Below are 23,900 nucleotides of genomic sequence, written 5' to 3'. Positions count from 1 at the left end.
AGGGGAGGCCCGTGATGAGACGTAGCCTGGCTGGTTCCCTCGTGTTGTTGACAGCGCTGACAGCAGCAGGTTGCGGCGGCGACGCCGCCCAGGAATCCGCGTCCGGAGCCAAGGAGCTCGAAGTCCTCTACAAGGTCGAACCGACGTGGCCGCATCTGGAGAAGATGCTGCGCGACGCCAAGAAGCAGTACGAGACCGCCCACCCCGGCGTCACGATCAAGCTGACCCCGGTGCAGGGCAACAACGAGGCCTACTACACCAAGCTGGCGCTGCTCAACCGCTCCCCCGACTCGGCGCCCGACCTCTACTACCACGACACGTTCCAGGTCAACGCCGACGTCGCGGCGGGCAAGCTGGCCCCGCTCGACGACTACCTGGCCAAGTGGCCCGACTGGAACACCCAGTTCCCCGACTCGGTCAAGCAGGCCGCCAAGGGCGCCGACGGCAAGATCTACGGCGTGCCGATCAGCACCGACACGCGCGGCCTCTGGTACCACAAGGACGTCTTCGCCAAGGCGGGGCTGCCCGTCCCGTGGGAGCCGAAGACCTGGAACGACGTGCTGACCGCGGCCCGCGCGATCAAGCAGAAGGTGCCGGACACCGTCCCGTTCAGCATGTACTCCACGAAGATCCACGGCGAGGCGGCCACCATGCAGGGCTTCGAGATGCTCCTGTACGGCACCCCCGGCGGCACCCTGTACGACGACACGCAGCAGAAGTGGGTGGCCGGCGGCAAGAACTTCACCGACGCCCTGACCTTCATCAACACCGTCTATCGGGAGGAGCTCGGCCCCAAGCAGGCCGACGCGCACAACGCCAAGCTCGCCGACAAGGTCAACCTGGAGTGGTTCCCCGCGGGCAAGATCGGCATCTCGCTCGACGGCGCCTGGACGGCGGCCGCGTGGAAGCCGACCAGCACCAAGCCGTGGCCCGAGTGGAAGGACAAGATCGGCTGGACGGCCATGCCGACGCAGAACGGCGAGGAGCCCGGCGCGGTCAGCATGTCGGGTGGCTGGGTGATGGCCATGAGCTCCTACGCCAAGCTCAAGCAGGAGGCGTTCGACTTCATCACGGTGGCCACGAACAAGGAGAACTCGATGACGTACTCCGTGAGCACCGGCGACCTGGCCGCCCGCAAGGACGTCGCGGCCGACCCGAAGTACACCGCCGACAACCCGAGCGTGAAGTTCTGGACCGACCTGGCCTCGGTGACGCACTACCGGCCGGCGTACGAGGCGTACCCGAAGGTGTCGGCGCAGGTCCAGGAGGCGATGGAGGCGGTCACCACCGGCTCGCGCACCCCTGAGGAGGCCACCGCCGCCTACGTCAAGGCGCTGCCCACGGCCGTGGGAGGCGCCGACAAGGTCCTGGCCCGATGACGGTGGCCACGGCACCGTCGCCCGCCGTGACGGGCACGCCGGCAGGCGGCCCGGCACGGCGGCGGCGGGTCCTGCGCTGGCTGCTCCCGATGGCTCCCGCGCTGGCGCTGCTGGCGCTGTTCCTCGCGGGGCCCATCCTGTGGAGCGTCTACATCGCCTTCACCAACGAGACCCTGACCGGCTCCGCCTCGGTGAACTCGCAGTTCGTGGGCTTCGACAACTTCGTCAGGATGTTCGGCGACCCGAACTTCGTCAACTCCTTCCTGCTCACGTTCGTCTTCGTCATCGGCTCGGCCGTGATCGGCCAGAACACGCTCGGCCTGATCATCGCCCTCCTCCAGCGCGGCCGCGGCCGGGTGACGCGCAGCGTGGTCAACGGCGTGGTCATCGGCGCCTGGGTGATGCCCGAGATCGTGGCGGCCGCCTGCTGGTTCTCGTTCCTGGCCGAGGACGGCACGCTCAACGCGGCCCTCGGCATCTCGCAGGAGTGGCTCTACACCGCCCCGATGCTCGCCGTCATCCTGGCCAACGTCTGGCGCGGCACGGCGTTCTCGATGCTGGTGTACTCGGCCGCCCTGTCGGAGGTGCCGCCCGACCTGGTGGAGGCGGCGGCCGTGGACGGGGCGAGCCCGTGGCGGCGGCTGGTGCACATCACGCTGCCGCTGATCCGCCGCTCGATCATGTCGAACCTCATGCTGATCACGCTCCAGACGCTGGCCAGCTTCGGCCTCATCTACGCCCTGACCGGCGGCGGCCCCGGCACGGCCAGCCAGACCACCCCGCTCTACATGTACGAGCAGGCCTTCCGCTACTTCGAGATCGGCTACGGCTCGGCCATCGCGCTGGTCATGCTGGTCATCGGCGCCCTGTTCTCGCTGGTCTACCTGCGTCTGATCAAGGTGGAGGACGCATGACGCGGATCGCCGCCAGGGGCGCGGCCCTGCTGTCGCTCCTGGTCATCACGCTGGCCTTCCTGGGGCCGTTCCTGTGGGTGCTGCTCGCCTCGGTGCAGCCGGAGGCCACGCTCTCCGCCGCCCCGACGCTCACGTTCTCCCTGGACAACTTCAGGGCGGTGCTCACCTGGGAGACGATCATCCTCCCGCTGATCAACTCGATCGTCATCTCGGGGTCCACGGCCCTGCTCACCGTGCTGGTGGCGGGGCTGGCCGCGTACCCGCTGTCGCGCTACCAGCTCCGCTACCGCCGCCACTTCATGCTGACCCTGCTGTTCACGACGGGCCTGCCGGTGACGGCGATCCTGGTGCCCGTCTACGCGATGTTCTTCCGGTTCAACCTGTACGGCTCCGTCCCGGCGATGGTGCTGTTCCTGACGGCCAGCTCGCTGCCGTTCTCGATCTGGATGATGAAGAATTTCATGGACGGGGTGCCGGTCAGCCTGGAGGAGGCCGCCTGGGTGGACGGCGCGGGCTGGATGCAGTCGCTGCGGGCCGTGGTGGGGCCGCTGATGGCGCCGGGGATCGCGGTCGTGGCCATCTTCGTGTTCGTGGGCCAGTGGGGGAACTTCTTCGCGCCGTTCGTCCTGCTGGACACCCCGGAGAAGCAGCCGGCCGCGGTGACCATCTACACGTTCTTCTCGCAGTACGGGCAGGTCGCGTACGGGCAGCTCGCCGCGTTCTCGGTCCTCTACACGGCGCCGGCGGTGGTCCTGTACGTGGCGGTCAACAAGTACCTGGCGGGGTCGTTCAACTTCGGCGGCTCGGTGAAGGGCTGACCGTCGCCGGGCGACCCCGCCCGCGTTCAGATCCGGAAGAACAGGTTCAGGTACCGGTCGGCGACGGCCAGGTCACCCCGCACCGTCCCCGCGTTGCTGCGCCCGAACGTCGTGAGCACCATGCTCCCGGCGTCGAACTCGATGACCGCCGGCAGCCCGTCCAGGGCGCCGGGAGCGTACGTCATCCCGCCGGAGCCCACCGAGACCCGGAAGTCACCCCCGTTGACCCCGCCCACCCGGATCCCGACCTCGAACGGCGCCGGATCCGCCCCCTGGCGGACGGTGGACTGCCACACCACGAACATGAACGGCACGAGCAGGTCGGCCGCCTCCCCCGGCAGCCCGTGCGCCCGCCCGCTGCCCTGCCGGATGTCCCACGAGTGCACCGCGTAGTCCATGAGCTGCGCCGCCGCGTAGAAGTACGCCGGCAGCGGCCCCATGTAGAAGTGCGGGACGGTCAGCCCCGCCCACTCCGTTTCGCCGAGCTCCCGCAGGATGCCCTGCATGCGCTCGAAGTCCGCCTTGAGCCGGTCGAGCAGCTCCTTCTGCGGCACCCCGCGCATCGCCGTGGCCTGCGCGTTGACCCGGGCCCCCATCCCGGTCAGCCCGTACGCCGCCCCCGCGTCACCGCCGCGCCGGGCTGTGTCGAAGGCGGCGAAGTACCCTTCCGTCGTGTCGACGAGGTGCGCGACCACGTCGCGCGTCGTCCAGCCCGTGCAGGCGGTCGGCGCCTCCCAGGCCTCCTCGGGCTCGGCCAGCGCGAACAGCCGCTCGGCCTCCTCCCGCACGACCCGCAGGATGGTGTCCTTTCCCGCGTACGAGGTGGCATCCCATTCGTTCATGCCGTTCACCTCCTACGGCGAACGACAGACCTGGACGGTTGAAATGTCAATGTTCCGGATGGAGAGAATCCCCTGGGGCGGGTTGCCGATGCCGGGCGGGCAGGCGGGCAGGCCCCAGGGGATCCCCGATCAGGCGCCCGGATCAAGCACAGGTGTAGCCGGAAGGCGTCTGCGTGTTGCCGCTCGGGCGGTTGACCTGGAAGCCGAAGGTGGTGCTGCCGCTCGGCGCCAGGTTGCCGTTGTAGCCGGCGTTCCTGGCCGTGACGGTCTGGCCGCTGACGGTCAGGGTGGCGTTCCACGACCCGGCGAGCGTGTGGCCGGCGGGCAGGGTGAACGTGACGGTCCAGCCGCTGATCGCCGACGAGCCGCCGTTGGTGACGGTGACCGGCTGCACGACGTAGCCGTTGTTCCACTGGGTCTGCACGGTGCCGGTGGCGGTGCAGCCGCCGCCCACCGGGCCGGACTGCGTGGTGAACGTGGCCAGGGCCGAGTTGGCGGACAGGTTGCCCGCCCCGTCACGGGCGCGGACGTAGACCTGGTACTGGGTGTTGGGGGTCAGCCCGGTGAGGTTGATCGAGTTGGTGGTGCTCTGCCCGAGCTGCGTGTCCGTCGTTCCCTGCTCGCGGTAGACGTTGTAGCCGGCCAGGCCGCTGCCGCCGCTGTCGGTGGAGGCGGTCCAGGTGAGCGTGGCGGAGTTGGACGTCACGTTACTGGAGGTGGGCGTGCCCGGCGTGGTCGGCGGGGTGGGGTCGGTGGTGGTGCCGCCCGCCAGCGCGTCGTGCACGGCGGTGTAGGACGGCTTCTGCTGGTAGTTCTCGTCGTAGATCAGCGCGGCGCCCTCGCCGGAGAACGTGTCCGGCACCCAGGAGTACTTGTCGGTGAAGCCCCAGATCGTCACCCCGGCGCAGGCGGTGACGGCGTTGCAGGCGTTGATCACGTTGCGGTAGTAGGTGGCCTGGGTGGTGTCCTTGCTGGAGCTCCTGGGCATCTGCATGCGCACGTCCAGCTCGGTGACCCGCACCTGGACGCCGAGGTCGGCGAAGCGCTGCATGTTCTGCTGGATGTCGCTGGGGAAGCCGTACTGGATGGCGAGGTGGCCCTGGAAGCCCACGCAGTCCACCGGGACGCCCTGCTGGCGCAGCGACGAGACCAGGTTGTACATGGCGGTGCTCTTGGCGTTGATGCCCTCGACGTTGTAGTCGTTGATGCAGAGCCGGGCGTTGGGGTCGGCGGCGCGGGCTGCGCGGAAGGCGTCGGCGACGAAGCTCTGGCCGAGCGTGTTGTACCAGAACGAGCTGCGCCAGCCGCCGTTCTCGTCGAAGATCTCGTTCACCACGTCCCACGACACCACGGTGGCGTTGCTGGCGTAGCGGCCGACGAGCTGGCTGATGTGGTTCTGCATCGCCGTACGCATCGCGCTGGCGCTCAGGCCCTGCACCCAGCCGGGGGTCTGGCTGTGCCACACCAGCGTGTGGCCGTGGACCTGCTGGTTGTTCTGCGTGGCGAAGTTGACGATGGCGTCGGCGCCGGAGAAGTTGAACTGGCCCTGGCTGGGCTGGACGGTGTCCCACTTCATCACGTTCTCGGCGGTCACCTGGTTGAACTCGGTGGCCGCGATGTTGCGGTAGGAGGTCTCATTGGACAGCGGGCTGGTGGCGAGCGCCGCACCGATGAACTTGCTCCTGGCGGCGGCGTGCGTGCGCAGCGGCGCTGACGCTTCCGCCGAGGTGGCGGGCAGGAGGAAGGCTGCGAACATCCCGACTAACGTGAGGATTCGCAGGAGCGAGGACGAATGCACGGACATCTACCTCCGGAGGCAGGCACTCGATTCCGAAAGTTTCGGCCTGGTTCAGGCCGCATCGCAGACGGTATTGACATGCGGGTGAACGGTCAACGGCAAGCTCACAGTGGCGCTAAAGCAGCAGTTGGCGGGCAGAAACTATCGGAAGGTCAATGAAACTTTCACGTTCACCGGGTGCTGCATCGACCGTCTAGCGCGACGTACCTACCGGTCGGTACTGTGAAATCTCCGGAATAATCGTCCATTGCGGGAGTTCTGCGTATGTCTCTTTCGCACGCCCAGGTCCAGGCCCAGCTCACCGCCCCCGGCCAGCTCTTCGAGATCGAGGAGATCGGCGACACCGGCGTACGCACGTGGAAGCACGCTCCCGCCACCTTCCGCGCGCTGCTGGAGATGAGCAGGTTCCACGGCGAGAAGGTCTTCCTGGTCTACGAGGACGAGCACATCACGTTCGAGGAGCACTTCCGCCGCGCCGCCACCCTCGCCGGCCGCCTGGTCGAGGAGTACGGCGTCGGCAAGGGCGACCGGGTGGCCGTGGCGATGCGCAACTACCCCGAATGGGTGGTCGCGTTCTCGGCCGTGCTGGCGGCGGGGGCGATCGCCGTACCGCTCAACGCCTGGTGGACGGAGGCCGAGCTGGCCTACGGCGTGCGCGACTCCGGAGCCAAGGTGCTGATCGCCGACGGCGAGCGCGCCGTCCGGCTGGCCTCGACGGGCGTGCCGATGATCGTCACCAGGGGCGAGGTGCCGGCGGGGGCGCGCGCGTTCGACGAGGTCCTGGGCGAGGTCGTGGCGGACGTGAAGCTGCCCGACGTCGAGCTGGCCTCGGACGACCCGGCCACGATCTTCTACACCTCCGGCACGACCGGCAATCCCAAGGGCGCGCTGGGCAGCCACCGCAACATCGGCCAGTCCCCCATGACGGTCGCCTACGGCCTCATGCGCGCGGTCGCCATGGCCGGCAAGGACATCGGCGCGGCGGCCGGCACCCGCAGGATCACGCTCCTGACCGTCCCGCTCTTCCACGTCACCGGCTGCTTCTCGGCCATGACCACGACGATGTTCAGCGGCGGCGGCCTGGTGCTGATGTACAAGTGGGACCCCGAGCAGGCCCTGCGCCTCATCGAGCGGGAGCGCGTCACCGCCATGATCGGCGTGCCCACCAACGCCTGGCAGCTCATGTCCCACCCCGACTTCGGCAAGTACGACCTGTCGTCCCTGGCCACCCTCGGCTACGGCGGCGCCCCCGCCCCGCCCAAGCTGCTGGAGCGCATCACCACCAACCTGCCCAACCGCGCCCCCTCCAACGGCTACGGCATGACCGAGACCTCCGCCCTGGCCATCGGCAACGGCGGCGCCGACTACCAGGCCAAGCCCGACAGCATCGGCCTGCCGTCGCCGGTGGTGGACGTGCGCGTGGTGGACCCGATGGGCGAGGAGCTGGCGCCCGGCGAGGTCGGCGAGCTGTGCGTACGCGGCCCGAACGTCATCCTCGGCTACTGGAACAAGCCGGAGGCGACCGCGCAGACGTTCGTCGGCGGCTGGCTGCACACCGGCGACCTGGCCAAGATCGACGACGAGGGCTTCGTCTACATCGTGGACCGCGCCAAGGACATGGTGATCAGGGGCGGCGAGAACGTCTACTGCGCCGAGGTGGAGGCGGCCCTGTTCGAGCATCCGGCCGTGGACGACGCCGCCGTCATCGGCGTGCCGCACGACGAGCTGGGCGAGGAGGTCGGGGCGGTCATCCGGCTGGCCCCCGGCAGGACCGTCACCGAAGGCGAGCTCCAGTCCTTCCTGGCGGAGCGGATCGCCAAGTTCAAGATCCCCGTGCACGTCTGGTTCCGCGAGGGCGAGCTGCCCCGCAACCCCGGCGGCAAGATCCTCAAGACGCACCTGCGCCGGGAGGTCCTCGGCGCCTGACAGCCGGCCACTTCCCTGACTGCCCGCCCCGCCTCCGACGCACTCGATCGGCGGCGACGGCGGGCAGCGGCGTTTCATGCGCCGCTCCGGCCCTGTGACGGGCCTCACAGAATCCGCGTTCCCCCTGCTCCGAACGGCCCTTACCGCCCCGCATTACCTGGCGCGTAATCGCGGCTCCTACCCCCGGCCTGACATCTTTCAGGTGTCCGAACGAACAAGGCCACTCCCGAAGGAGCCCGATATGACCGCCGTACCCGTCACCACCGACCGGATGAAGTTCCTGCGCCTCGCCCTGGCCGCGGACGCCGTCGTCACGGGCGGCAACGGACTGGTCTACCTCGCCTTCGCCGGCCCGGTCGGCACCCTGCTCGGCCCGGACGCCGGCCTGCTGCGCGGCATCGGCGTCTTCCTCCTCGTGTACGGCGCCGCCGTCGGCTTCCTGGCCACCCGCCGCGACATCAGCCCCGCCGCCACCAAGGCCGTCATCGCCGTGAACATCATCTGGACCCTGGCCAGCATCGCCGCCGTCGTCACCGGCGCGGCGGGCTTCACCACGATCGGCGCGATCTGGGCCATCGCCCAGGCCCTGGTGGTCGCCGGCTTCGCCGAGCTCCAGATCACCGGCCTGCGCAAGACCCGCACCAGCTGACACCCCCACACACCCCTGACATCACGGAGACGAGACTCATGAACCTCATCGACCGCTACGTCGCCTGCTGGAACGAGACCGACCCCGAGGCCCGCGCCAAGGCCGTGGCCGAGCTGTGGACCGAGGACGCCACCTACACCGACCCGCTCGCCGACGTCGCCGGCCACGCCGGGATCGCCGCGGTGATCGAGGGCGCGCAGGGCATGTTCCCCGGCCTGGTCTTCAGCCCCGGCGACCTGTACGACGCCCACCACCACACCGCCCGCTTCACCTGGCACCTGGGGCCGGAGGGCGGGGAGCCGGTCGCGGTCGGGTTCGACGTGGTCGAGCTGGCGGAGGACGGCAGGATCAGCAAGGTCCTCGGCTTCCTGGACCAGGTCCCGGCCGCCTGAACCCCGGCTCGCGCAGGGCCCTCCGGACCCCCGGAGGGCCCTTTCCCGTGCCCGGCGAAAACGATTTGCCCAACGGTCGGCGGCTGACCGACAATTGCACCTCGTGCTACCTGCCGTGAAACGCCTTCTCCGTCAGCTTTCGCTGGATCTGAGCCCGCTGCGCGATTCCCGCGACTACCGGCTGCTCTTCGGGTCCGGTGTCATCACGATGTTCGGCACGATGATCACGATGGTCGCGGTGCCGTACCAGATGAAGGAGCTGACGGACTCCTACCTGGCGGTCGGCCTGGTGAGCCTCGCGGAGTTCGTGCCGATGGTGGTGTGCGGCCTGTGGGGCGGCGCCATCGCCGACGCGCTCGACCGCCGCAAGATCATCGTCCTGAGCGAGCTGGGCCTGCTGGTGACCTCCGCGGCTCTGCTGATCAACGCGCTGCTGCCGAGCCCGCAGGTCTGGGTCCTGTACGTGGTCGGCGCCCTCTCCACCGGCCTGGCCTCCCTGCAACGGCCGAGCCTGGAAGCCGTGATCCAGCAGGTGGTCAAGCACGACCAGCAGGCCGCGGCCGCCGTACTGTCGAGCCTGCGCTGGAACTTCGGCGCCATCGTCGCCCCGGCGCTCGGCGGCCTGCTCGTCACGTGGAGCACGGCCGCCGCGTACGCCGTGGACACGCTGACGTTCGTAGTGTCGTTCGCCCTGCTCTGGCGCGTCCGGTCGATCCCGCCCGCCGAGGACGCCGCGCCCGCGTCGCTGCGGTCGCTGGTCGAGGGCGTGCGGTACGCGGTGAGCCGCAAGGACCTGATGGGCACGTACCTGGTGGACATCGCGGCCATGGTGTTCGCGATGGCCACGTCGCTGTTCCCGTTCCTGGCCGACGAGCTGCGCGCGCCGCAGGCGCTCGGGCTGCTCTACTCGGCCGCCGCCGTCGGCGCCCTGATCGCCTCGCTCACCGGCGGCTGGACGGCCCGCGTGCAGCGCCAGGGGCTCGGCGTGATCGTCGCGGCCGTGCTCTGGGGCGCGGCGGTGGCCCTCACCGGCCTGGCCCCGAACGTCTGGCTGGTCTTCGTCTGCATCGCCCTCGCGGGCGCCGCCGACATGATCAGCGGCATCTTCCGCATGACGATGTGGAACCAGACGATCCCGCCGGAGTACCGCGGCCGCCTGGCCGGCATCGAGCTGCTCTCCTACGCCAGCGGCCCGATGCTCGGCAACGCCAGGGCCAGCCTGATGGCGAACTTCGGCGGCACCCGCTTCTCCCTCACCAGCGGCGGCATCCTGTGCGTCGCCGCCGTCGCGGGCCTGGCCGCCGCGCTGCCGAAGTTCCGGCGCTACGACGCCAGGACGGACGAGCACGCCCTGCGGGAGAAGGCCCGCCGGGAAGCCGCCGCAGCAACAGAGGCCACCGAGGCGGGGGCGAAGGCCACCACCTGACGGCGGCGCCCGCCGACGGGCGGCAGGGGCGGCGGCAGGACGCGAGGCCGCCGCCCGGCGGCGCCCTCTCAGCCCCTCCCCTCCGCCCCGGCGAACACCCGCAACGCCTCGGCATCGGAGTACACGCTGGTCACGTATTCCCCCACCCACTCCTCGATCCCGTCGAACCCGCTCCCGGCCCGCAGCCGCTCCCCCACCCGACGGGCGTCGAGCGGCGTGCACCGCAACGTCACCGCGCCGCTCTCCCCGTCGAGCAACGCCCAGTGCGCCCCGTACGTCCCGTACGGCATCCCCACGGACCCGGGATTCACCACCCGCACCCGATCGACCAGCCGTACGAACGGCATGTGCGTGTTCCCCACCACCACGGTCGCGGCGCTCTCTCCCGCCAGCACCTCACCCCACCGCTCCAGCGAGCTGTCGACCAGGATCACCTCCTCGTCGCTGCGCGCCGTCGCATGCACGAACAGGGTCGTCCCCAGCCGCCCCAGCTCCAGCACCTGCCGCGCCGGCAACCCGGCCAGCAACTCGACCTGATCCCGGCGCAACCGCCCGGCCGCCCACGTGGACACGGCATGGTGGCCGGTCTTCCCCGCCAGCACCTCCACCAGCTCCCGGTCGGCGTTCCCGCTCACCCACAGGGCCCGCTCCCCCAGCGAGACCAGCAGGTCGAGCGTCTCCACCGGCATCGGCCCCGCGGCCATGTCACCGGTCAGCACGATCAGATCGGCCCCGGCCACCTCCGGCTCGGCCAGCACGGCCTCCAGCGCGGGCAGCACCCCATGAATGTCGGAAAGCACGGCGACTCGCATGCCCCCACTCTCCCGCGCCCGAGCCCCGCCCGGAGCCCGTGTTCGCTACCCGGCGAACCCCTCGGCCCGCCTCAACCCGCCTCAGCCCGCCTCACGCCACCCGTCATACCGCTCGACCAGCTCATCCACCTTGCCCAGCGCCTGCTCGTCCAGCCCCTCGACCACGACCAGCCACTGCGCGTCCTCGGCGTCGTCCTCCCCGGCCAGCGTCTCCCGCACCACCCGCGGCACCCCGAGCTCGGGAAACCACTCCCCGAGCGTCTCCGCGACCTCCTCGGCGTCGTCTTTCTCGCCGAACACGAGCAACTGCGTCATAGAGCGACCCTCTTATCTCCCCATCCGTGTCTTGACGTTCACAAGGCGTGAGCACAATAGATTGGTAGCGTTGGACCATGACTGCCGAAGCGGTGATCGTAAAGATGACGCCTTCCTCGCTCCCCGACTGGGTCTTTCCGCCGCCGCAGGGCTTCGTCGCCGAAGATCTCGATCGCATTCCGGATTTGCCTGCGCACACAGAGTTGATCGATGGAAGCTTGGTCTTCGTGAGCCCGCAAGCCAACTTCCACATGCTCGCCGTCTCTCTCCTCGAAGCCGAACTGCGGCGTGCCGCCCCAGCGAACCTTCGTGTCCGTCGGGAGATGAGCGTCATCTTGGATAGAGACCAGCGTCCTGAGCCTGACCTTTGTGTCGTTGCGGCTGACGCCGTCGAAGGCAGAAGGCAGACTTTTTTCGAGGCACGCGATGTCTCTCTGGTTGTCGAGGTGGTCTCGCCTGAATCGCAAACCCGCGATCGCCAGCGCAAACCAAGCCTCTATGCCCGCGCCGCCATTCCGCACTTCTGGCGCTTCGAGGACCAATCCGACAAGCTGGTCGTCTATGTCTATGAGCTCGACCCCGCAACGAAGTGTTACGTTCCCACGGGGATTCACCACGACAGGCTGAAGCTGACCGTCCCCTTCGACGTCGACATCGACCTCACCACGATCGACCGCATGTGACGCGAAGGGGCCGGCACGGCATCCGCCATGCCGACCCCACGACAACCAGCGTCACCCGCGAAGCTGAGCCCCCACGCGATCCGCCGCCATCGCCACCGCCGCGTCCCGCGCCGCCGTGGTCTCCTCCACGGTCAGCGTCCGGTCGGCGGCCCGGAACCGCATCGAGTAGGCGAGCGACTTGTTCCCCTCGCCCACCTGCTCCCCGGCGTAGACATCGAACAGCCGGATCGACTCCAGCAGGTCCCCCGCCCCGTCGCGCAGCGCGGCCTCCACATCGGCCACCGGCGTGAAGTCGGGCACGATCAGCGCGACGTCCTGCGTGGCCACCGGGTACGCGGACACCGACGGCGTCTGCACCGGCCCCGGCATGACGGCCTCCAGCCGCGACAGCTCCAGCTCCATCGCCGCCGTACGAGGAGGCAGCCCGTACGCCTCGATCACCCGCGGGTGCAACTCCCCGGCATGCCCCACCAGCGTGTCGCCCACGTACAGGGCGGCGCACCGGCCGGGGTGCCAGGGCTCGTGCTGGTCGGCGCTGATGGACAGCTCCACCCGCGCCTCGGCCGCCACCAGCCGGGCGGCCTGCACCGCGTCGGCCCAGGAGGCCGCACGCCCGCCGCCCCACCAACCGGACCGCTCGAACTCGCCGGCCAGCACCACCGCGACCCGCAGCGGCTGGTCGGGCAGGGCCGCCTCGATGGAGGCGACCTCCTCGGCGGTGGGCCGCCGCTCGACGCCGAGCACGGGCGCCGACTCCGGCGCGCTCGGGCGGGGCCGGTAGACCGAGCCTGTCTCGAACAGCGCCACGTCGGTGAAGCCGCGCCCGGCGTTGCGTACGAGCGTCTTGAGCAGCCCTGGCAGCAGCGTGGTGCGCATCAGCGGCTCGTCCTCGGACAGCGGGTTGGCCAGCCGGACTGCCGCGCGCCGGGCGTCGTCGCCGGGCAGCAGCAGCCGGTCGAAGTCGTCGCCGCTGATGAACGGGTAGCTGAGCACCTCGACGTAGCCGCCCTCGGCCAGCGCCCTGCCGACCCGCCTGCGCAGCCGCTGGCCCTCGGTGAGACCGGCGCCGGCCGGGGCGGAGGGCAGCACCGACGGGAGGTTCTCGTAGCCCTCCAGCCGGATGACCTCCTCGGCCAGGTCGTTGGGGTCGGTGAGGTCGGGCCGCCAGGACGGCGGCGTCACGGTGATCATGTCGTCGCCGGTGACGGCCAGCTTGGCCGCCAGCGCGCCGCCGGTCACGACCCCGGTGGGGGCCACGCCGCCCTTGCGCACGGCGGGGTCGTCGCCGTCGGTCACCACGCAGCCGACCTGCTCCAGCCGGGCGACGACGGTGTCCTTGGAGTACTCGACCCCGGCGACCCGGCTCGGGTAGCCGGACGGGATCGCGATGCGCGCGGGCTCGACCTCGACCTCGGCGTGCGTGACGCCGGGCTGCACGGTCGCGCCGCCCAGCTCGGCCAGCAGCTGCACGGCGCGCCACGAGGCGACGAGCGGCAGCTCGCGGTCGACGCCGCGCTCGAACCGTTTGGACGCCTCGGACACGAGCCCGTGCCTGCGCGACTCGCGGGAGATGCCGGTCGCGGAGAAGTGCGCGGCCTCGATGACGATGTCGGTGGAGACGCCGGAGATCTCGGTCTCCAGCCCGCCCATCGTGCCGGCCATCGAGATCGGCCCCGACTGGTCGGTGATGAGGATGTCGTCGGGGTTGAGCTCGCGCACCACGTGGTCGAGCGTCTCCAGCCGCTCGCCGGCCGCGGCCCTGCGCACGACGATCTCGCCGCGCAGCTTGCCCCGGTCGAACGCGTGCAGCGGCTGCCCCAGCTCCAGCATCAGGTAGTTGGTGATGTCGACCGCCAGCGACACCGGGCGCATGCCGGCCCGCGTGAGGCGTACGCGCATCCAGAGCGGGCTCTGGGCGTCCGGGTCGAAGCCGCTCACCTCGCGCAGCACGAACCGGTCGCACGCCGTCGGGTCGGCGATCGAGGCCGGCCAGGCGGGCGCGCTCTCGGCGGGCAGCTCCACGTCGGCGGGGTCGCGGAAGTCCACCCCGAACGCGGTCGCCGCCTCGCGCGCCACGCCGCGGATCGACAGGGCGTAGCCGATGTCGGGCGTGATCTCCAGCTCGATCACGTCGTCGCGCAGCCCGAGCAGCTCGACCACGTCGGTGCCGATCGGCGTGCCCGCGGGCAGCACCATGATGCCGTTGTGGTCGTCGCCCAGGCCCAGCTCGCGCTCGGAGCAGATCATGCCCTCGGACATGCGCCCGTACGTCTTGCGCGCCCCGACCTCGAACCCGCCGGGCAGCACGCCGCCGGGCAGCACGACGGGCACGCGGTCGCCGGCGACGAAGTTCGTCGCGCCGCAGACGATCTCGCGCGGCGTCGCCTCGCCCACCTCGACCTTGCAGTGCCTGATCGGCTTCTTGAACCCGGTCAGCTCCTCGATCTCGAGCACCTCGCCGACCACGACGTTCTTGACGTCGTAGCCGTGCGAGGTGATCGACTCGAGCTTGAGCCCGGCCGCGGTCAGCTTGTCGGCCACCTCGTGCGCGGTGACCGCCGGGAGATCGACGTACTCCCGCAACCAGGAAAGAGGGACCTTCATCAGATCTCCGTTCCGAACGGGAGGGTGAAGCGCATGTCGCCCTCGACCATGTCGCGCATGTCCTCGGCGTTGTGGCGGAACATCAGCGTCCGCTCGATGCCCATGCCGAACGCGAACCCGGAGTACCGCGTGGGGTCCACGCCGCACGCGATGAGCACGCGCGGGTTGACCATGCCGCAGCCGCCCCACTCGATCCAGCCCTCGGACTTGCAGGTGCGGCAGGGCGGGTTGCCGGGGATCGCCGAGGCGCCGCGGCAGACGAAGCACTTGAGGTCCATCTCGGCGGACGGCTCGGTGAACGGGAAGTAGTTGGGCCGGAAGCGGGTCGTGATGCCCTTGCCGAACATCACCTCGGCGAACCGGTCGAGCGTGCCCTTGAGGTGGGCCATCGTCAGGCCCTCGTCGACGGCCAGGCCCTCGGTCTGGTGGAAGACCGGGGTGTGGGTGGCGTCGAGCTCGTCGGTGCGGAACGTCTTGCCCGGCGAGATCACGTACACCGGCAGCTCGCGCTGGAGCAGCGCGCGGACCTGCACCGGCGAGGTCTGCGTGCGCAGCACCATGCCCGACTCGGTGGACCCGACGAAGAACGTGTCGTGGTCGGAGCGGGCCGGGTGGTCCTTGGCGATGTTGAGCGCGTCGAAGTTGAACCACTCGCCTTCGAGCTCGGGCCCCTCGGCCACCTCGTAGCCCATCGCGACGAACGCGTCGGCGATGCGCTCCTGCAGCGTGGTCAGCGGGTGGCGGGCGCCGCGCGGGCGACGGTCCCACGGCAGGGTGACGTCGACGGTCTCCTCGACGAGCACCCGCGCGTCGCGCTCGGCCTCGAGCTCGGCCTGGCGGGCGGCCAGCGCCTCGTTGATCGCCTTGCGGGCGCCGCCGACCCGCTTGCCCGCCTCGGCGCGGGCTGCCGGGGGCAGGGCCCCGATCTCACGGTTGGCCAGGGCGATCGGCGAGCGGTCACCCGCGTGCGCCAGCCTGGCCTGCTTGAGTGCGTCGAGGTCGCCGGCCGCCTTGATCGCCGCGATGGCGTCGGCCTCCATCCGGGACAGCTCGTCGGCATGCAACGGTGTCACCTCGACGGGATCGTAGTCAGACAAGAGTGGGCTCCGTATCCAGGGCTTGAGCGGAAAAGAGTCTAGTGGGACCCGCCCACCGGGCCCGAACTCGACGACCTAGACGCTGGCGAAGTCGGGCGTGCCGGTGGGCACGGTAAATCGGAACTCCGCCCCACCCTCGGGCGCGCGCTGCACCGTGATCGTGCCCCCATGCGCCTCGACCAGGCCCTTCACGATGAACAGGCCCAGCCCGGTGCCGCCGCGGCGGCGGCTGTTGCCACCCCGCCAGAACTGCCTGAAGACGCGCGGGGCCAGCTCGGGCTCGATGCCCTCGCCCTCATCGCGCACCGACACGGCAACTCCCCATCCGACGGACTCGATCTCGATTGTGACAGTGCCACGCCCATGGCGCAGCGCGTTTTCCACCAGATTACCCAGGATCTGGTCGACCTTGTCCTGGTCGAGCCACATCTCCGGAAGGTTGTCGCCCACGATGAGCCGGAACCGGTCCTCCGGTTCGCCGGCCGCCACCCGGCCCGCGATGAGCCGGTGCGCCCTGGCGGGCACGTCCACGACCTGGCGGCGCACCTCCAGCCGCCCGGACTCGATGCGCGAGACGTCGAGCAGCTCGGTGATGAGCCGGGTGACGCGGTCGGCGTCGTTGTTGACCGTCTCGAGCATGACGCGCTTCTGCTCGTCGGTGAAGCGGGTCCACTTGGCCAGCAGCGTCGCGGTGAACCCCTTGACGCTGGTGAGCGGGGAGCGCAGCTCGTGGGCCACGGTCGAGACCAGGTCGGCGCGGCTGCGCTCCAGCCGGGCGCGGGCGCCGCCGTCGCGCAGGGTGATGGTGACCCGCTCGACCTCGCCGGCGCGCTCGGGCTCGCGCACGAGCCTGGCCGCGACGTACAGCTCCTGGCCGCCCGGCAGGTGCAGCGGCCGCTCGGGGGCCCGGCTCCTGGTACGCAGCCCGCCCTCGGGGTCGAGCGCCTTCCACCAGTCGCGCCCGTCGTGGTCGCGGAACGGGAACACGTCGTTCATGTGCCGGCCGACCGCGCGCTCCATGGCGACGCCGGTGAGCCGCGAGGCGGCCCGGTTGACGGCCAGGACGCACCCATATCGGTCGGTCACGATGAGGCCGTCGGGGAGATCGTCGATGGCTATCGTGCACGCGGCGGCCACAACTCGCCCGTCGGTGTCTGCGCCGTGCACGACCTCGCCTCCTCCGCCTACAACGCCGACAATAGCGGGTTTCCCGCCACCTAGGGCACTCGCTGAGCCCTCGCCGAGGAGTAAAGGCATACCGCCGCGGCGGTGGCCAGGTTCAGGCTTTCAGCCTGTCCGTAGATGGGCACTCTGACCACATCGTCCGCCTCGGCGAGCAACTCCTCCGGCAGTCCCCAGGCCTCGTTGCCGAAGATCCACGCGGTGGGTCCCGAGAGATCGACATCGTCGAGCGTGTGCTTGCCCGCGCCGTCGGCCGCCAGCACGCGCAGGCCCCGCTCCCTCAGTTGACGCACGGCGGCGCCCACCGGTGCACCGATCGTGACGGGGAGGTGGAAGAGACTTCCGACGCTCGCGCGCACGCACTTGCCGTTGTACGGGTCCACGGAGGCGTCGGTGAAGATCACCGAGTCGGCCCCGGCGGCGTCGGCGGCCCGCATCACGGTGCCCGCGTTGCCCGGGTCGCGTACGTGCGCGAGCATCGCGACCAGCCGCGGCTCGCCGCTCAGCGCCTCCTCCAGCGGCACGTGCACGAGCCGGCAGACGGCCACCAGCCCCTGCGGGGTCACGGTCTGGGAGAGCTCGGACATGACCTCGCCGCTGGCCCGGTGCACGGGCACGCCCCTGCGCGCGGCCTCGGTGACGATCTCGGGGTGGCGCAGCTCGGCCTCGGCCGTGGTGAACAGCTCCAGCGTCACGTCGTCGAGCCTGAGCGCCTCGCGCACCGCCTGCGGCCCCTCGGCGAGGAACTTCCTGTCCTGCTCGCGGAAGGCGCGCTTGGTGAGCCGCCTGGCGGCCTTCACCCGCGGCGACCTGACGTTGGTCAGCTCGGACCCGGCCAAAACTCCCCCACTCGTTTTAGACAGCAACAAAGGGCCCACCGGCATCGGTGGGCCCCTCGGTCAGATCAACCGCTTCAGCTCGCGGCCGGAGCGTTCACGTTCGCCGGCAGCGCCTTCTTGGCGGCCTCGACGAGCGTGGCGAAGGTCTGGCTGTCGTTCACCGCGAGGTCGGCCAAAATCTTCCTGTCGACCTCGATGTTGGCCAGGCGCAGACCCTGGATCAGGCGGTTGTAGGTCATGCCGTTCTGACGAGCGGCGGCGTTGATGCGCTGGATCCACAGACGACGGAAGGCGCCCTTGCGGTCCTTGCGGTCCCGGTAGGCGTACGTCATCGAGTGGAGCATCTGCTCCTTGGCCTTGCGGTAGAGACGCGACCGCTGGCCACGGTAACCGCTCGCCCTCTCGAGGACGACCCTGCGCTTCTTCTTGGCGTTGAGCGCCCGCTTCACGCGTGCCATGTTTCTTCTCCCCGGGGAAAGTTCGCGCTACTTGGCGAGCAGCTTCTTGATCTTCTTGGAATCGGCGTCGGAAAGGACGACCTCGTTCTTGAGACGGCGCGTCAGCGTGGACGACTTCCACTCGTTGTAGTGCGCGCGGTTGGCACGGCGACGCTTGATCTTGCCGGTGCCGGTGACCCGGAACCGCTTCTTCGCACCGCTGTGCGTCTTCATCTTCGGCATGGCGCCGTCTCTCCTCGTTTCGGTCGTGCCGGTGGCCGGGCCGGTGGCTGGCCGACCCGGTCGCGGCGTCTTTCGTCTGCCGGTGGCTGCTGGGGTGCTGTAAGGCTAACCCCAACCGCGGGTCACTCTTCCGGTACGGAAGGCTCCTCGCCGCCACGCTGTGCCTTGGCTGCGGCCTTTTCGGCCTTTGCCTCGGCCTTCTTCTTGTGCGGACCGATCACCATGATCATGTTACGACCGTCCTGCTTGGCGTGGGACTCCACGAAGCCGAGCTCCTGGACGTCGTCCGCCAGTCGCTGCAGCAGCCGGAAGCCGAGCTCCGGCCGGGACTGCTCGCGTCCGCGGAACATGATCGTGACTTTGACCTTGTCTCCCGCCTTGAGGAACCGCACCACGTGACCCTTCTTGGTCTCGTAGTCGTGCGGGTCGATCTTCGGCCGGAGCTTGATCTCCTTGATGATCGTGTGCGCCTGATTCTTGCGCGCCTCGCGCGCCTTCATCGCGGACTCGTACTTGAACTTGCCGTAGTCCATGAGCTTGCACACGGGCGGTCGAGCCGTGGCCGCGACCTCGACGAGGTCGAGGTCGGCCTCCTGGGCGAGCTTGAGGGCGTCGTGAATCGAGACGATGCCTACCTGCTCGCCGTTCGGGCCCACGAGGCGAACCTCGGGAACTCGGATACGCTCGTTGATGCGGGGCTCAGTGCTGATGGGGCCTCCTAGGTTTGCGATCCCTACGTGCTCGTCGTATCGGAGCTTTACGCATTCCCCCGAATGCGAAAAGCCCCGCACGTCGCGCATGCGGGGCCACTGAGCTCTGTGGCTTTCGTGGCCTCGAGCTCCCCGGAGTAGTCCGGCGTGATCCTGGACCCGGCCACCTTTCGGTGACTCAGGTGGGAGGGAGACCTCCGCTTGCGCGTCCAGCAAGGCATGCCGGACCGATCAGAGAGCTACATTACCACAACGCCGGGGCCTGCTCGAATCATCCCTCCGGAGAACACGCCGGAGCAACCACGTGGCAGGTTCAGGATGCCGAGCAGCACTTCAGAGAACTCCTCAAGAGGTCCCACGACGAGGGACCGCAGGTCGTCGAGCACGGGCAGGACGTCGCGGTGATCCTCGACATGGAGGAGTACCGCCGGCTCACGGGGCGGGAACTGGAGCCGGACTTCAAGGAGTTCCTGCTCAGCGCCCCGGACTGGCCGGACGACCTGGAGATCCCGCGCGACAGCGCAGGCGGCGCGACCCCCAGCAGGCGTTGATTCTCGAACGCTGGCTGGCCCGGCTCTACACATCCTTCAAGAGCCGGATCGTCCCGGACACCGGGGTGACCGTGATCAACCCGTTCGAACCGACCGCCTGAGGATCTCCGCTTCGCCGGCCGCGCGCATCGCCCCCACAGGCACCTCCGCCACGCCGGTCATCAGCTGAACCTGCCGCACCGCCTGGTGCAGCAGCATCTCGAACCCGCCGACCACGATCCCGCCCGCCGCCGTGACGACCGCCGCCGCCTGGGTCGGCCAGGGTGAGTAGATCACGTCGAAGAGCGCCGGCACCCGCGCCAGCCGGCCCGCGAACGCGTCGGCCGCCCCGCCCGGCAGCGTGGACACCACGAGGTCCACCCCGGTGCACGCGTCGAGCTTGTCGAACGTCTCCACCGCCAGCGCCACGCCCAGCCGCTCGGCCACCGCCACGGTCTCCCCCGCCCGCGCACGATCGCGGACGAGCAGCGTGGCCGAGTACAGCCCGAGGTTGCGCAGCGCCGCCAGCGCGGAGGCCGCCGTGGCGCCGCCGCCCAGGACGGTGGCCGAGCGCGGCGCCGGCACCCCCGCCTCCGCCAGCGCCTGCTCGATGCCGTAGACGTCGGTGTTGTCGCCGTGGCGCCGCCCGTCGCGGAAGACCACGGTGTTGGCCCCGCCGACCTCGACGGCCGGCTCGGAGACCGTGTCCAGCAGGGGCAGCACGGCCCGCTTGAGCGGCATCGTGAGCGACAGCCCGGCCCAGGCGTCGTCACCGGCGCCGGCCTGGCCGCGTACGGGCCTCAGCTCCTCCAGCAGCCCCGGCAGCCGCGACTCGTCGCACTCGAACGCCTCGTAGCTCCACCCGCCGAGCCCCATCGCCCGATAGGCGGCCCTGTGCAGGTAGGGCGAGAGCGAATGGCCGATGGGCGACCCCATCACCGCAGCCCGCATCCCCCACTCCTTCCGAACGGGACGACCCTATCGCCCCGGCCCGGCAGCGCGGGCCAGGGCGGGACGGGTCAGCCTCCGTTCGCCCGGAGCTTGGCCTCCAGTTGCCGGAACTCGGCCTCCGTGGTGGCGAACTCGGTGACGTTGCTCTTGGGGTCGGTGGCGACGAAGTAGAGCCAGTCGCCCTTGGCGGGGTTCAGCGCCGCCTCGATGGCGTGGTCGCCCGGGTTGGTGATGGCGCCGGGCGGGAGGCCGTCGACGTAGTAGGTGTTGTACGGGTGCCTGGTCTCCGTCTCGGCGAAGGTCGCCTTGGTGCGGAACTTGTTCAGGGCGTACATCGTCGTGCTGTCCATCTGCAGCTTCATCGGCAGCTTGAGCCGGTTGTAGATGACCCGGGCGATCTTGGCCATGTCCTCCGTCCGGCCGGCCTCGGCCTGGACGATGCTCGCGATGACGATGATCTCCTGCGGCTTGAAGCCGAGCTCCTTGGCGCCGCCTTCCAGGTCCACCTTCTCGGCCGTCTGGTTGAACCGCTTGACCATCGCCGCCAGCAGCTCCTTGGGCGTGGTCTTGGGCTGGTACTCGTACGTGGCGGGGAAGGCGTACCCCTCGAGTTTGCCCCTGGCGTACGACGGCAGGTCCAGGTCCTCGGTGTCCTTGGCCGCGGCCTGGAACTCCTTGATCGGCTTGCCCGTCTTCTCGGCGAGCTTGGTGAGCGTCTGCGACAGCCGCAGCCCCTCTTCGAGCGTCACCGTGGCGAGCAGCCGGTTGTCCGGGACGAGCGCCGCGGCGGCGCTGGCGGCCGACATCTGCTTGCGCAGCTTGTACTCGCCGGGCTGCAGCGAGGCGCTCCTGTTGGCGTTGGAGATGGCGTTGGTGAACGCCCTGGCGCTGGCGACGACCCCCTGCCGCTCCAGCTCCTGGGCCACCTCCGAGGCGCTCTGGCCCTGCTTGATCTCGATGATGACCTCGCCGGTGCCCTCACCGGTGTAGTCGTCGGGCACGAGTGCGTCGCTGAGCCACAGGTAGCCGTAGTAACCGCCGCCGCCGACGATGCCGGCCAGGACGACGAACGCGAGGAGCGGGGCGATGAATCCGCCCCGGTTGCGGCGGCGGCGCCGCCTGCGGCCGCCGCCGCGTTTGCCGGAATTCCGGGAGCGGCGCCGGGGCGAGCCTTCATCGTCCTCGGCACCGAGCAGGGTGTTCAGATCGAGATCGTTCATAGGTGCGCTGGCCAATCTCCCGGTACCGCAGGTCGGGCGTCAAGCGGAACTGCCCGACCGGCAGGTGTCACCGAGCGAAACTGGGGGAGCCGCCGTACGCACTGCACCGCACGGCGGGGATCACTCTGGGTAGCCATGCTAGGGGACGAAAAGAGGACGCATGCCCCATGTTGGGACGTTTGCGCGGGAAGGAAGGGGGTCCCATCGAACATCAGCTCGCCCCGAGGTTCTTGTTCAACTCTTCCCGGTATCTCACGAACTCGCTCTCTTTGCTGGTGAATTTGGTGATTCTATGCGCTGGATCTGTCGTCACAAACCACCGCCAATCACCTTCGGCAGGGTTCAGGGCCGCCATCAGCGCCTTCTCGCCAGGATTGGCGATGGGCCCGGGAGGCAGTCCCTTGTGGCGATAGGTGTTGTAGGGGGAGTCCACCTTGGTGTCACGCTCCGTGACCTTCAGTGTCCTTCTGTTCTGCGCGTACAGGACGGTGCTGTCGATCTCCAGCGGCATGTTCCTGGCCAGGCGGTTGTAGATCACCCGCGAGATCTTCGGATAGTCGGCGTCCGTGCCGCCCTCGGCCTGGATCAGGCTGGCCACCGTGACGACCTGCAGCGGCGTCAGGTTCACCCGCGGCGCCTGCTCCTCCAGGCCCACGTGCCGCGCCGCGGCGGCGAAGCGTTCGGCCATGGCCGCCAGCACGTCCACGGCCGTGTCGCCCGGCTCGACCTCGTACGTGGCGGGGAACAGGAACCCCTCCAGGCCGTTGGCGTACTCGGGCAGGCCGACGAGGGCCTTGTCCACGCTCTTGAGCGCCTGCAGCGACAGCCCGGCGTGCTTGGACAGGCGGTTGAACACCTCCGGCAGCCGCATGCCCTCGGGCACGGTCACCCGCCGCACGATCCTGGCGGCCGGGCTGAGCAGCAGGTCGAGCGCCGCCCCCGCCGCCATGCCCTTGCGCAGCCGGTAGTGGCCGGGCCGCAGCCGGTCGCTGACCGCGCGGTCCTCCGTCACGTTCACGAACGACCGCGCGCTGGCCACCACCCCGGCGTCGGCCAGCGCCGAGCCGATCGCCTCCGCGCTGGAGCCCGGCGCGATCCGCACGGTCACGGCGCCGCTGCCCGGCCCGTCGAAGTCGTCCGGGCTCAGGTACGGCTTGAGCACCGCGATGGCTCCCCCGCCCAGCGCCAGCACCCCGGCCAGCAGGCCCGCGGAGAGCAGGCCCACCTTGCGCACGGCCCTCCGGCGGGACGCCGGCAGCGGGATGACCTCAGCGTCGGCCCCGGACTCCCCAGCCCCGGACTCCCCAGCCCCGGACTCCGCGGCCCCGGGCTCCCCGGTCGCGGGCTCCTGGCGGGCTCCGGCATCGGTGCCCGCCGCTGACGCGCTCTCCGGCGACTCGGGCGGCTGGCTCTCGTGCGACCGGCTCTCGTGCGACCGGCTCTCGTGCGACCGGCTCTCAGGCGACCGGCCCTCCGTGGAGGAGCGGCCCTCCCCCGGCCGATCCTCCGCTGAGCGGAACGGGATCACGTCGCCGAGGTCGTCCTCGTCCCCAGGCGTCCCGTTCACGAGATCACCTCGCCGGCGGCGAGCGCACGTCCCGCCTCGCCCGCCCGGCGCGTCCCAGCGGGACGGACCCCCGTCGTCCGCCCGCTCATGAGGCAGGTCCGTCGGCCGCTGTGGGCGGTTCGACGGGCCTGCCTGGTGGTCTTTCCGTGGCGCGCTCGGAGTCGAGCGCGTCCTGCAGCAGCACGACGGCCGCCGCCTGGTCGACGACGCCCCGCTGCTTCTTGGCCCGCACGCCGCTGGCCCGCAGCCCCTGCTGCGCCGCGACCGTCGTCAGCCGCTCGTCGAACAGCCGTACGGGCGTGGGCGCCAGCTTCGCCGCCAGCTTGACGGCGAACTCGCGCGCCAGCCCCGCGGCCTGCCCCTCGCGCCCCGACAGGGAGGTGGGCAGCCCCACCACGACCTCGATCGCCTCGTGCTCCGCGACGATCGCGGCGATGCGGTCGAGGTCGCCCTTGCCCCGCCTGACGGTCTCGACCGGCGTGGCCAGCAGCCCGCTGGGGTCGCTGCGGGCCACGCCGACACGTACGGAGCCGACGTCCACGCCGATCCGTGAACCGAACCTCATG

General features: G+C 70.1%; 24 protein-coding genes. 9 read left to right on the top strand and 15 right to left on the bottom strand.

What is annotated here, in order from left to right; translation table 11 throughout:
* The first annotated feature begins 14 nt into the window (after positions 1-14).
* Genes HD593_RS18180 through HD593_RS18170 form a run of 3 tightly spaced genes read left to right on the top strand, consistent with a single transcriptional unit; the run spans position 15 to position 3,111 of the window.
* Positions 15-1,379, top strand: a complete 1,365-nt coding sequence (locus HD593_RS18180) for an extracellular solute-binding protein (RefSeq protein WP_185103274.1) — start codon at positions 15-17, stop codon at positions 1,377-1,379.
* Positions 1,376-2,293 carry a carbohydrate ABC transporter permease gene (locus HD593_RS18175; RefSeq protein ID WP_185103273.1) on the top strand — a complete coding sequence of 306 codons (918 nt, stop codon included), beginning with the start codon at positions 1,376-1,378 and terminating at the stop codon, positions 2,291-2,293. Before HD593_RS18180 ends, HD593_RS18175 begins: the two co-directional genes overlap by 4 nt.
* A complete protein-coding gene (locus HD593_RS18170) occupies positions 2,290-3,111 on the top strand; it encodes a carbohydrate ABC transporter permease (RefSeq protein ID WP_185103272.1) in 822 nt (273 codons plus the stop codon). The genes HD593_RS18175 and HD593_RS18170 overlap by 4 nt, the downstream gene beginning before the upstream one ends.
* A 26-nt stretch (positions 3,112-3,137) precedes the next feature.
* Here HD593_RS18170 and HD593_RS18165 read toward each other — a convergent pair whose 3' ends face one another.
* On the bottom strand, positions 3,138-3,953 hold the full coding sequence (locus HD593_RS18165) for a maleylpyruvate isomerase family mycothiol-dependent enzyme (protein ID WP_185103271.1): 816 nt from the start codon (positions 3,951-3,953) through the stop codon (positions 3,138-3,140).
* 142 nt (positions 3,954-4,095) lie between these two features.
* A complete protein-coding gene (locus tag HD593_RS18160; RefSeq protein ID WP_246546614.1) occupies positions 4,096-5,709 on the bottom strand; it encodes an endo-1,4-beta-xylanase in 1,614 nt (537 codons plus the stop codon).
* 306 nt (positions 5,710-6,015) lie between these two features.
* On the opposite strand from HD593_RS18160, the gene HD593_RS18155 reads away from it, so the two are divergent.
* The 4 genes from HD593_RS18155 (at position 6,016) to HD593_RS18140 (ending at position 10,144) form a co-directional block, all read left to right on the top strand.
* A complete protein-coding gene (locus HD593_RS18155) occupies positions 6,016-7,677 on the top strand; it encodes a class I adenylate-forming enzyme family protein (protein ID WP_185103270.1) in 1,662 nt (553 codons plus the stop codon).
* Between the two features lie 241 nt (positions 7,678-7,918).
* The gene (locus HD593_RS18150; RefSeq protein WP_185103269.1) at positions 7,919-8,326 is read left to right on the top strand and encodes a hypothetical protein; all 408 of its coding nucleotides are present in this window, start codon (positions 7,919-7,921) and stop codon (positions 8,324-8,326) included.
* Positions 8,327-8,364: 38 nt separating this feature from the next.
* A complete protein-coding gene (locus HD593_RS18145) occupies positions 8,365-8,718 on the top strand; it encodes a nuclear transport factor 2 family protein (RefSeq protein WP_185103268.1) in 354 nt (117 codons plus the stop codon).
* 115 nt (positions 8,719-8,833) lie between these two features.
* Positions 8,834-10,144 carry an MFS transporter gene (locus HD593_RS18140; RefSeq protein WP_312903537.1) on the top strand — a complete coding sequence of 437 codons (1,311 nt, stop codon included), beginning with the start codon at positions 8,834-8,836 and terminating at the stop codon, positions 10,142-10,144.
* Positions 10,145-10,212: 68 nt separating this feature from the next.
* On the opposite strand, the gene HD593_RS18135 is transcribed toward HD593_RS18140, so the two are convergent.
* Both HD593_RS18135 and HD593_RS18130 read right to left on the bottom strand, forming a co-directional pair.
* The gene (locus HD593_RS18135; RefSeq protein ID WP_185103267.1) at positions 10,213-10,956 is read right to left on the bottom strand and encodes a metallophosphoesterase family protein; all 744 of its coding nucleotides are present in this window, start codon (positions 10,954-10,956) and stop codon (positions 10,213-10,215) included.
* A gap of 81 nt (positions 10,957-11,037) precedes the next feature.
* Entirely contained in the window at positions 11,038-11,271 is a 234-nt protein-coding gene (locus HD593_RS18130; protein ID WP_185103266.1) for a hypothetical protein, read from the bottom strand.
* 77 nt (positions 11,272-11,348) lie between these two features.
* On the opposite strand from HD593_RS18130, the gene HD593_RS18125 reads away from it, so the two are divergent.
* Positions 11,349-11,954 (top strand): Uma2 family endonuclease, encoded by a 606-nt coding sequence (locus HD593_RS18125; RefSeq protein ID WP_246546612.1) that lies wholly within the window; start codon positions 11,349-11,351, stop codon positions 11,952-11,954.
* Between the two features lie 51 nt (positions 11,955-12,005).
* Here the strand turns inward: HD593_RS18125 and HD593_RS18120 are convergent, their stop codons facing one another.
* The 7 genes from HD593_RS18120 to infC form a co-directional block, all read right to left on the bottom strand.
* Positions 12,006-14,558 carry a phenylalanine--tRNA ligase subunit beta gene (locus tag HD593_RS18120; RefSeq protein WP_185103265.1) on the bottom strand — a complete coding sequence of 851 codons (2,553 nt, stop codon included), beginning with the start codon at positions 14,556-14,558 and terminating at the stop codon, positions 12,006-12,008.
* Positions 14,558-15,598 carry a phenylalanine--tRNA ligase subunit alpha gene (pheS, locus tag HD593_RS18115; protein WP_246547986.1) on the bottom strand — a complete coding sequence of 347 codons (1,041 nt, stop codon included), beginning with the start codon at positions 15,596-15,598 and terminating at the stop codon, positions 14,558-14,560. The genes HD593_RS18120 and pheS overlap by 1 nt, the downstream gene beginning before the upstream one ends.
* 132 nt (positions 15,599-15,730) lie before the next feature.
* The gene (locus tag HD593_RS18110; protein ID WP_185103263.1) at positions 15,731-16,822 is read right to left on the bottom strand and encodes a sensor histidine kinase; all 1,092 of its coding nucleotides are present in this window, start codon (positions 16,820-16,822) and stop codon (positions 15,731-15,733) included.
* A 50-nt stretch (positions 16,823-16,872) separates the two neighbouring features.
* Positions 16,873-17,676, bottom strand: coding sequence for a TrmH family RNA methyltransferase (locus HD593_RS18105; RefSeq protein WP_185103262.1), 804 nt, complete (start codon positions 17,674-17,676; stop codon positions 16,873-16,875).
* Between the two features lie 74 nt (positions 17,677-17,750).
* Complete coding sequence (gene rplT / locus HD593_RS18100) at positions 17,751-18,134, bottom strand: 50S ribosomal protein L20 (RefSeq protein WP_043622113.1); 384 nt, start codon at positions 18,132-18,134, stop codon at positions 17,751-17,753.
* Positions 18,135-18,161: 27 nt separating this feature from the next.
* Positions 18,162-18,356 carry a 50S ribosomal protein L35 gene (rpmI, locus tag HD593_RS18095; RefSeq protein ID WP_090761693.1) on the bottom strand — a complete coding sequence of 65 codons (195 nt, stop codon included), beginning with the start codon at positions 18,354-18,356 and terminating at the stop codon, positions 18,162-18,164.
* 122 nt (positions 18,357-18,478) lie between these two features.
* On the bottom strand, positions 18,479-19,048 hold the full coding sequence (infC, locus tag HD593_RS18090; RefSeq protein WP_312904441.1) for a translation initiation factor IF-3: 570 nt from the start codon (positions 19,046-19,048) through the stop codon (positions 18,479-18,481).
* Positions 19,049-19,239: 191 nt separating this feature from the next.
* On the opposite strand from infC, the gene HD593_RS60310 reads away from it, so the two are divergent.
* Positions 19,240-19,617, top strand: a complete 378-nt coding sequence (locus HD593_RS60310; protein ID WP_312903536.1) for a type II toxin-antitoxin system Phd/YefM family antitoxin — start codon at positions 19,240-19,242, stop codon at positions 19,615-19,617.
* Positions 19,618-19,692: 75 nt separating this feature from the next.
* Here HD593_RS60310 and HD593_RS18080 read toward each other — a convergent pair whose 3' ends face one another.
* The 4 genes from HD593_RS18080 to ruvX all read right to left on the bottom strand — a co-directional run bounded on the left by HD593_RS18080 (position 19,693) and on the right by ruvX (position 23,899).
* Entirely contained in the window at positions 19,693-20,547 is an 855-nt protein-coding gene (locus HD593_RS18080) for a shikimate dehydrogenase (protein WP_185103261.1), read from the bottom strand.
* A 68-nt stretch (positions 20,548-20,615) separates the two neighbouring features.
* Positions 20,616-21,767 (bottom strand): endolytic transglycosylase MltG, encoded by a 1,152-nt coding sequence (mltG, locus tag HD593_RS18075; RefSeq protein WP_185103260.1) that lies wholly within the window; start codon positions 21,765-21,767, stop codon positions 20,616-20,618.
* Between the two features lie 211 nt (positions 21,768-21,978).
* Positions 21,979-23,334 carry an endolytic transglycosylase MltG gene (mltG, locus tag HD593_RS18070; protein WP_312903535.1) on the bottom strand — a complete coding sequence of 452 codons (1,356 nt, stop codon included), beginning with the start codon at positions 23,332-23,334 and terminating at the stop codon, positions 21,979-21,981.
* A gap of 85 nt (positions 23,335-23,419) precedes the next feature.
* Positions 23,420-23,899: a Holliday junction resolvase RuvX gene (ruvX, locus tag HD593_RS18065; RefSeq protein WP_185103259.1), complete on the bottom strand. Its 480-nt coding sequence runs from the start codon at positions 23,897-23,899 to the stop codon at positions 23,420-23,422.
* Position 23,900: the final 1 nt, after the last annotated feature.

This window comes from Nonomuraea rubra, from assembly GCF_014207985.1.
Lineage (GTDB): Bacteria > Actinomycetota > Actinomycetes > Streptosporangiales > Streptosporangiaceae > Nonomuraea > Nonomuraea rubra.
Note: the sequence above shows the minus strand (reverse complement) of the source record. Positions and strands in the feature narration are given on the sequence as shown.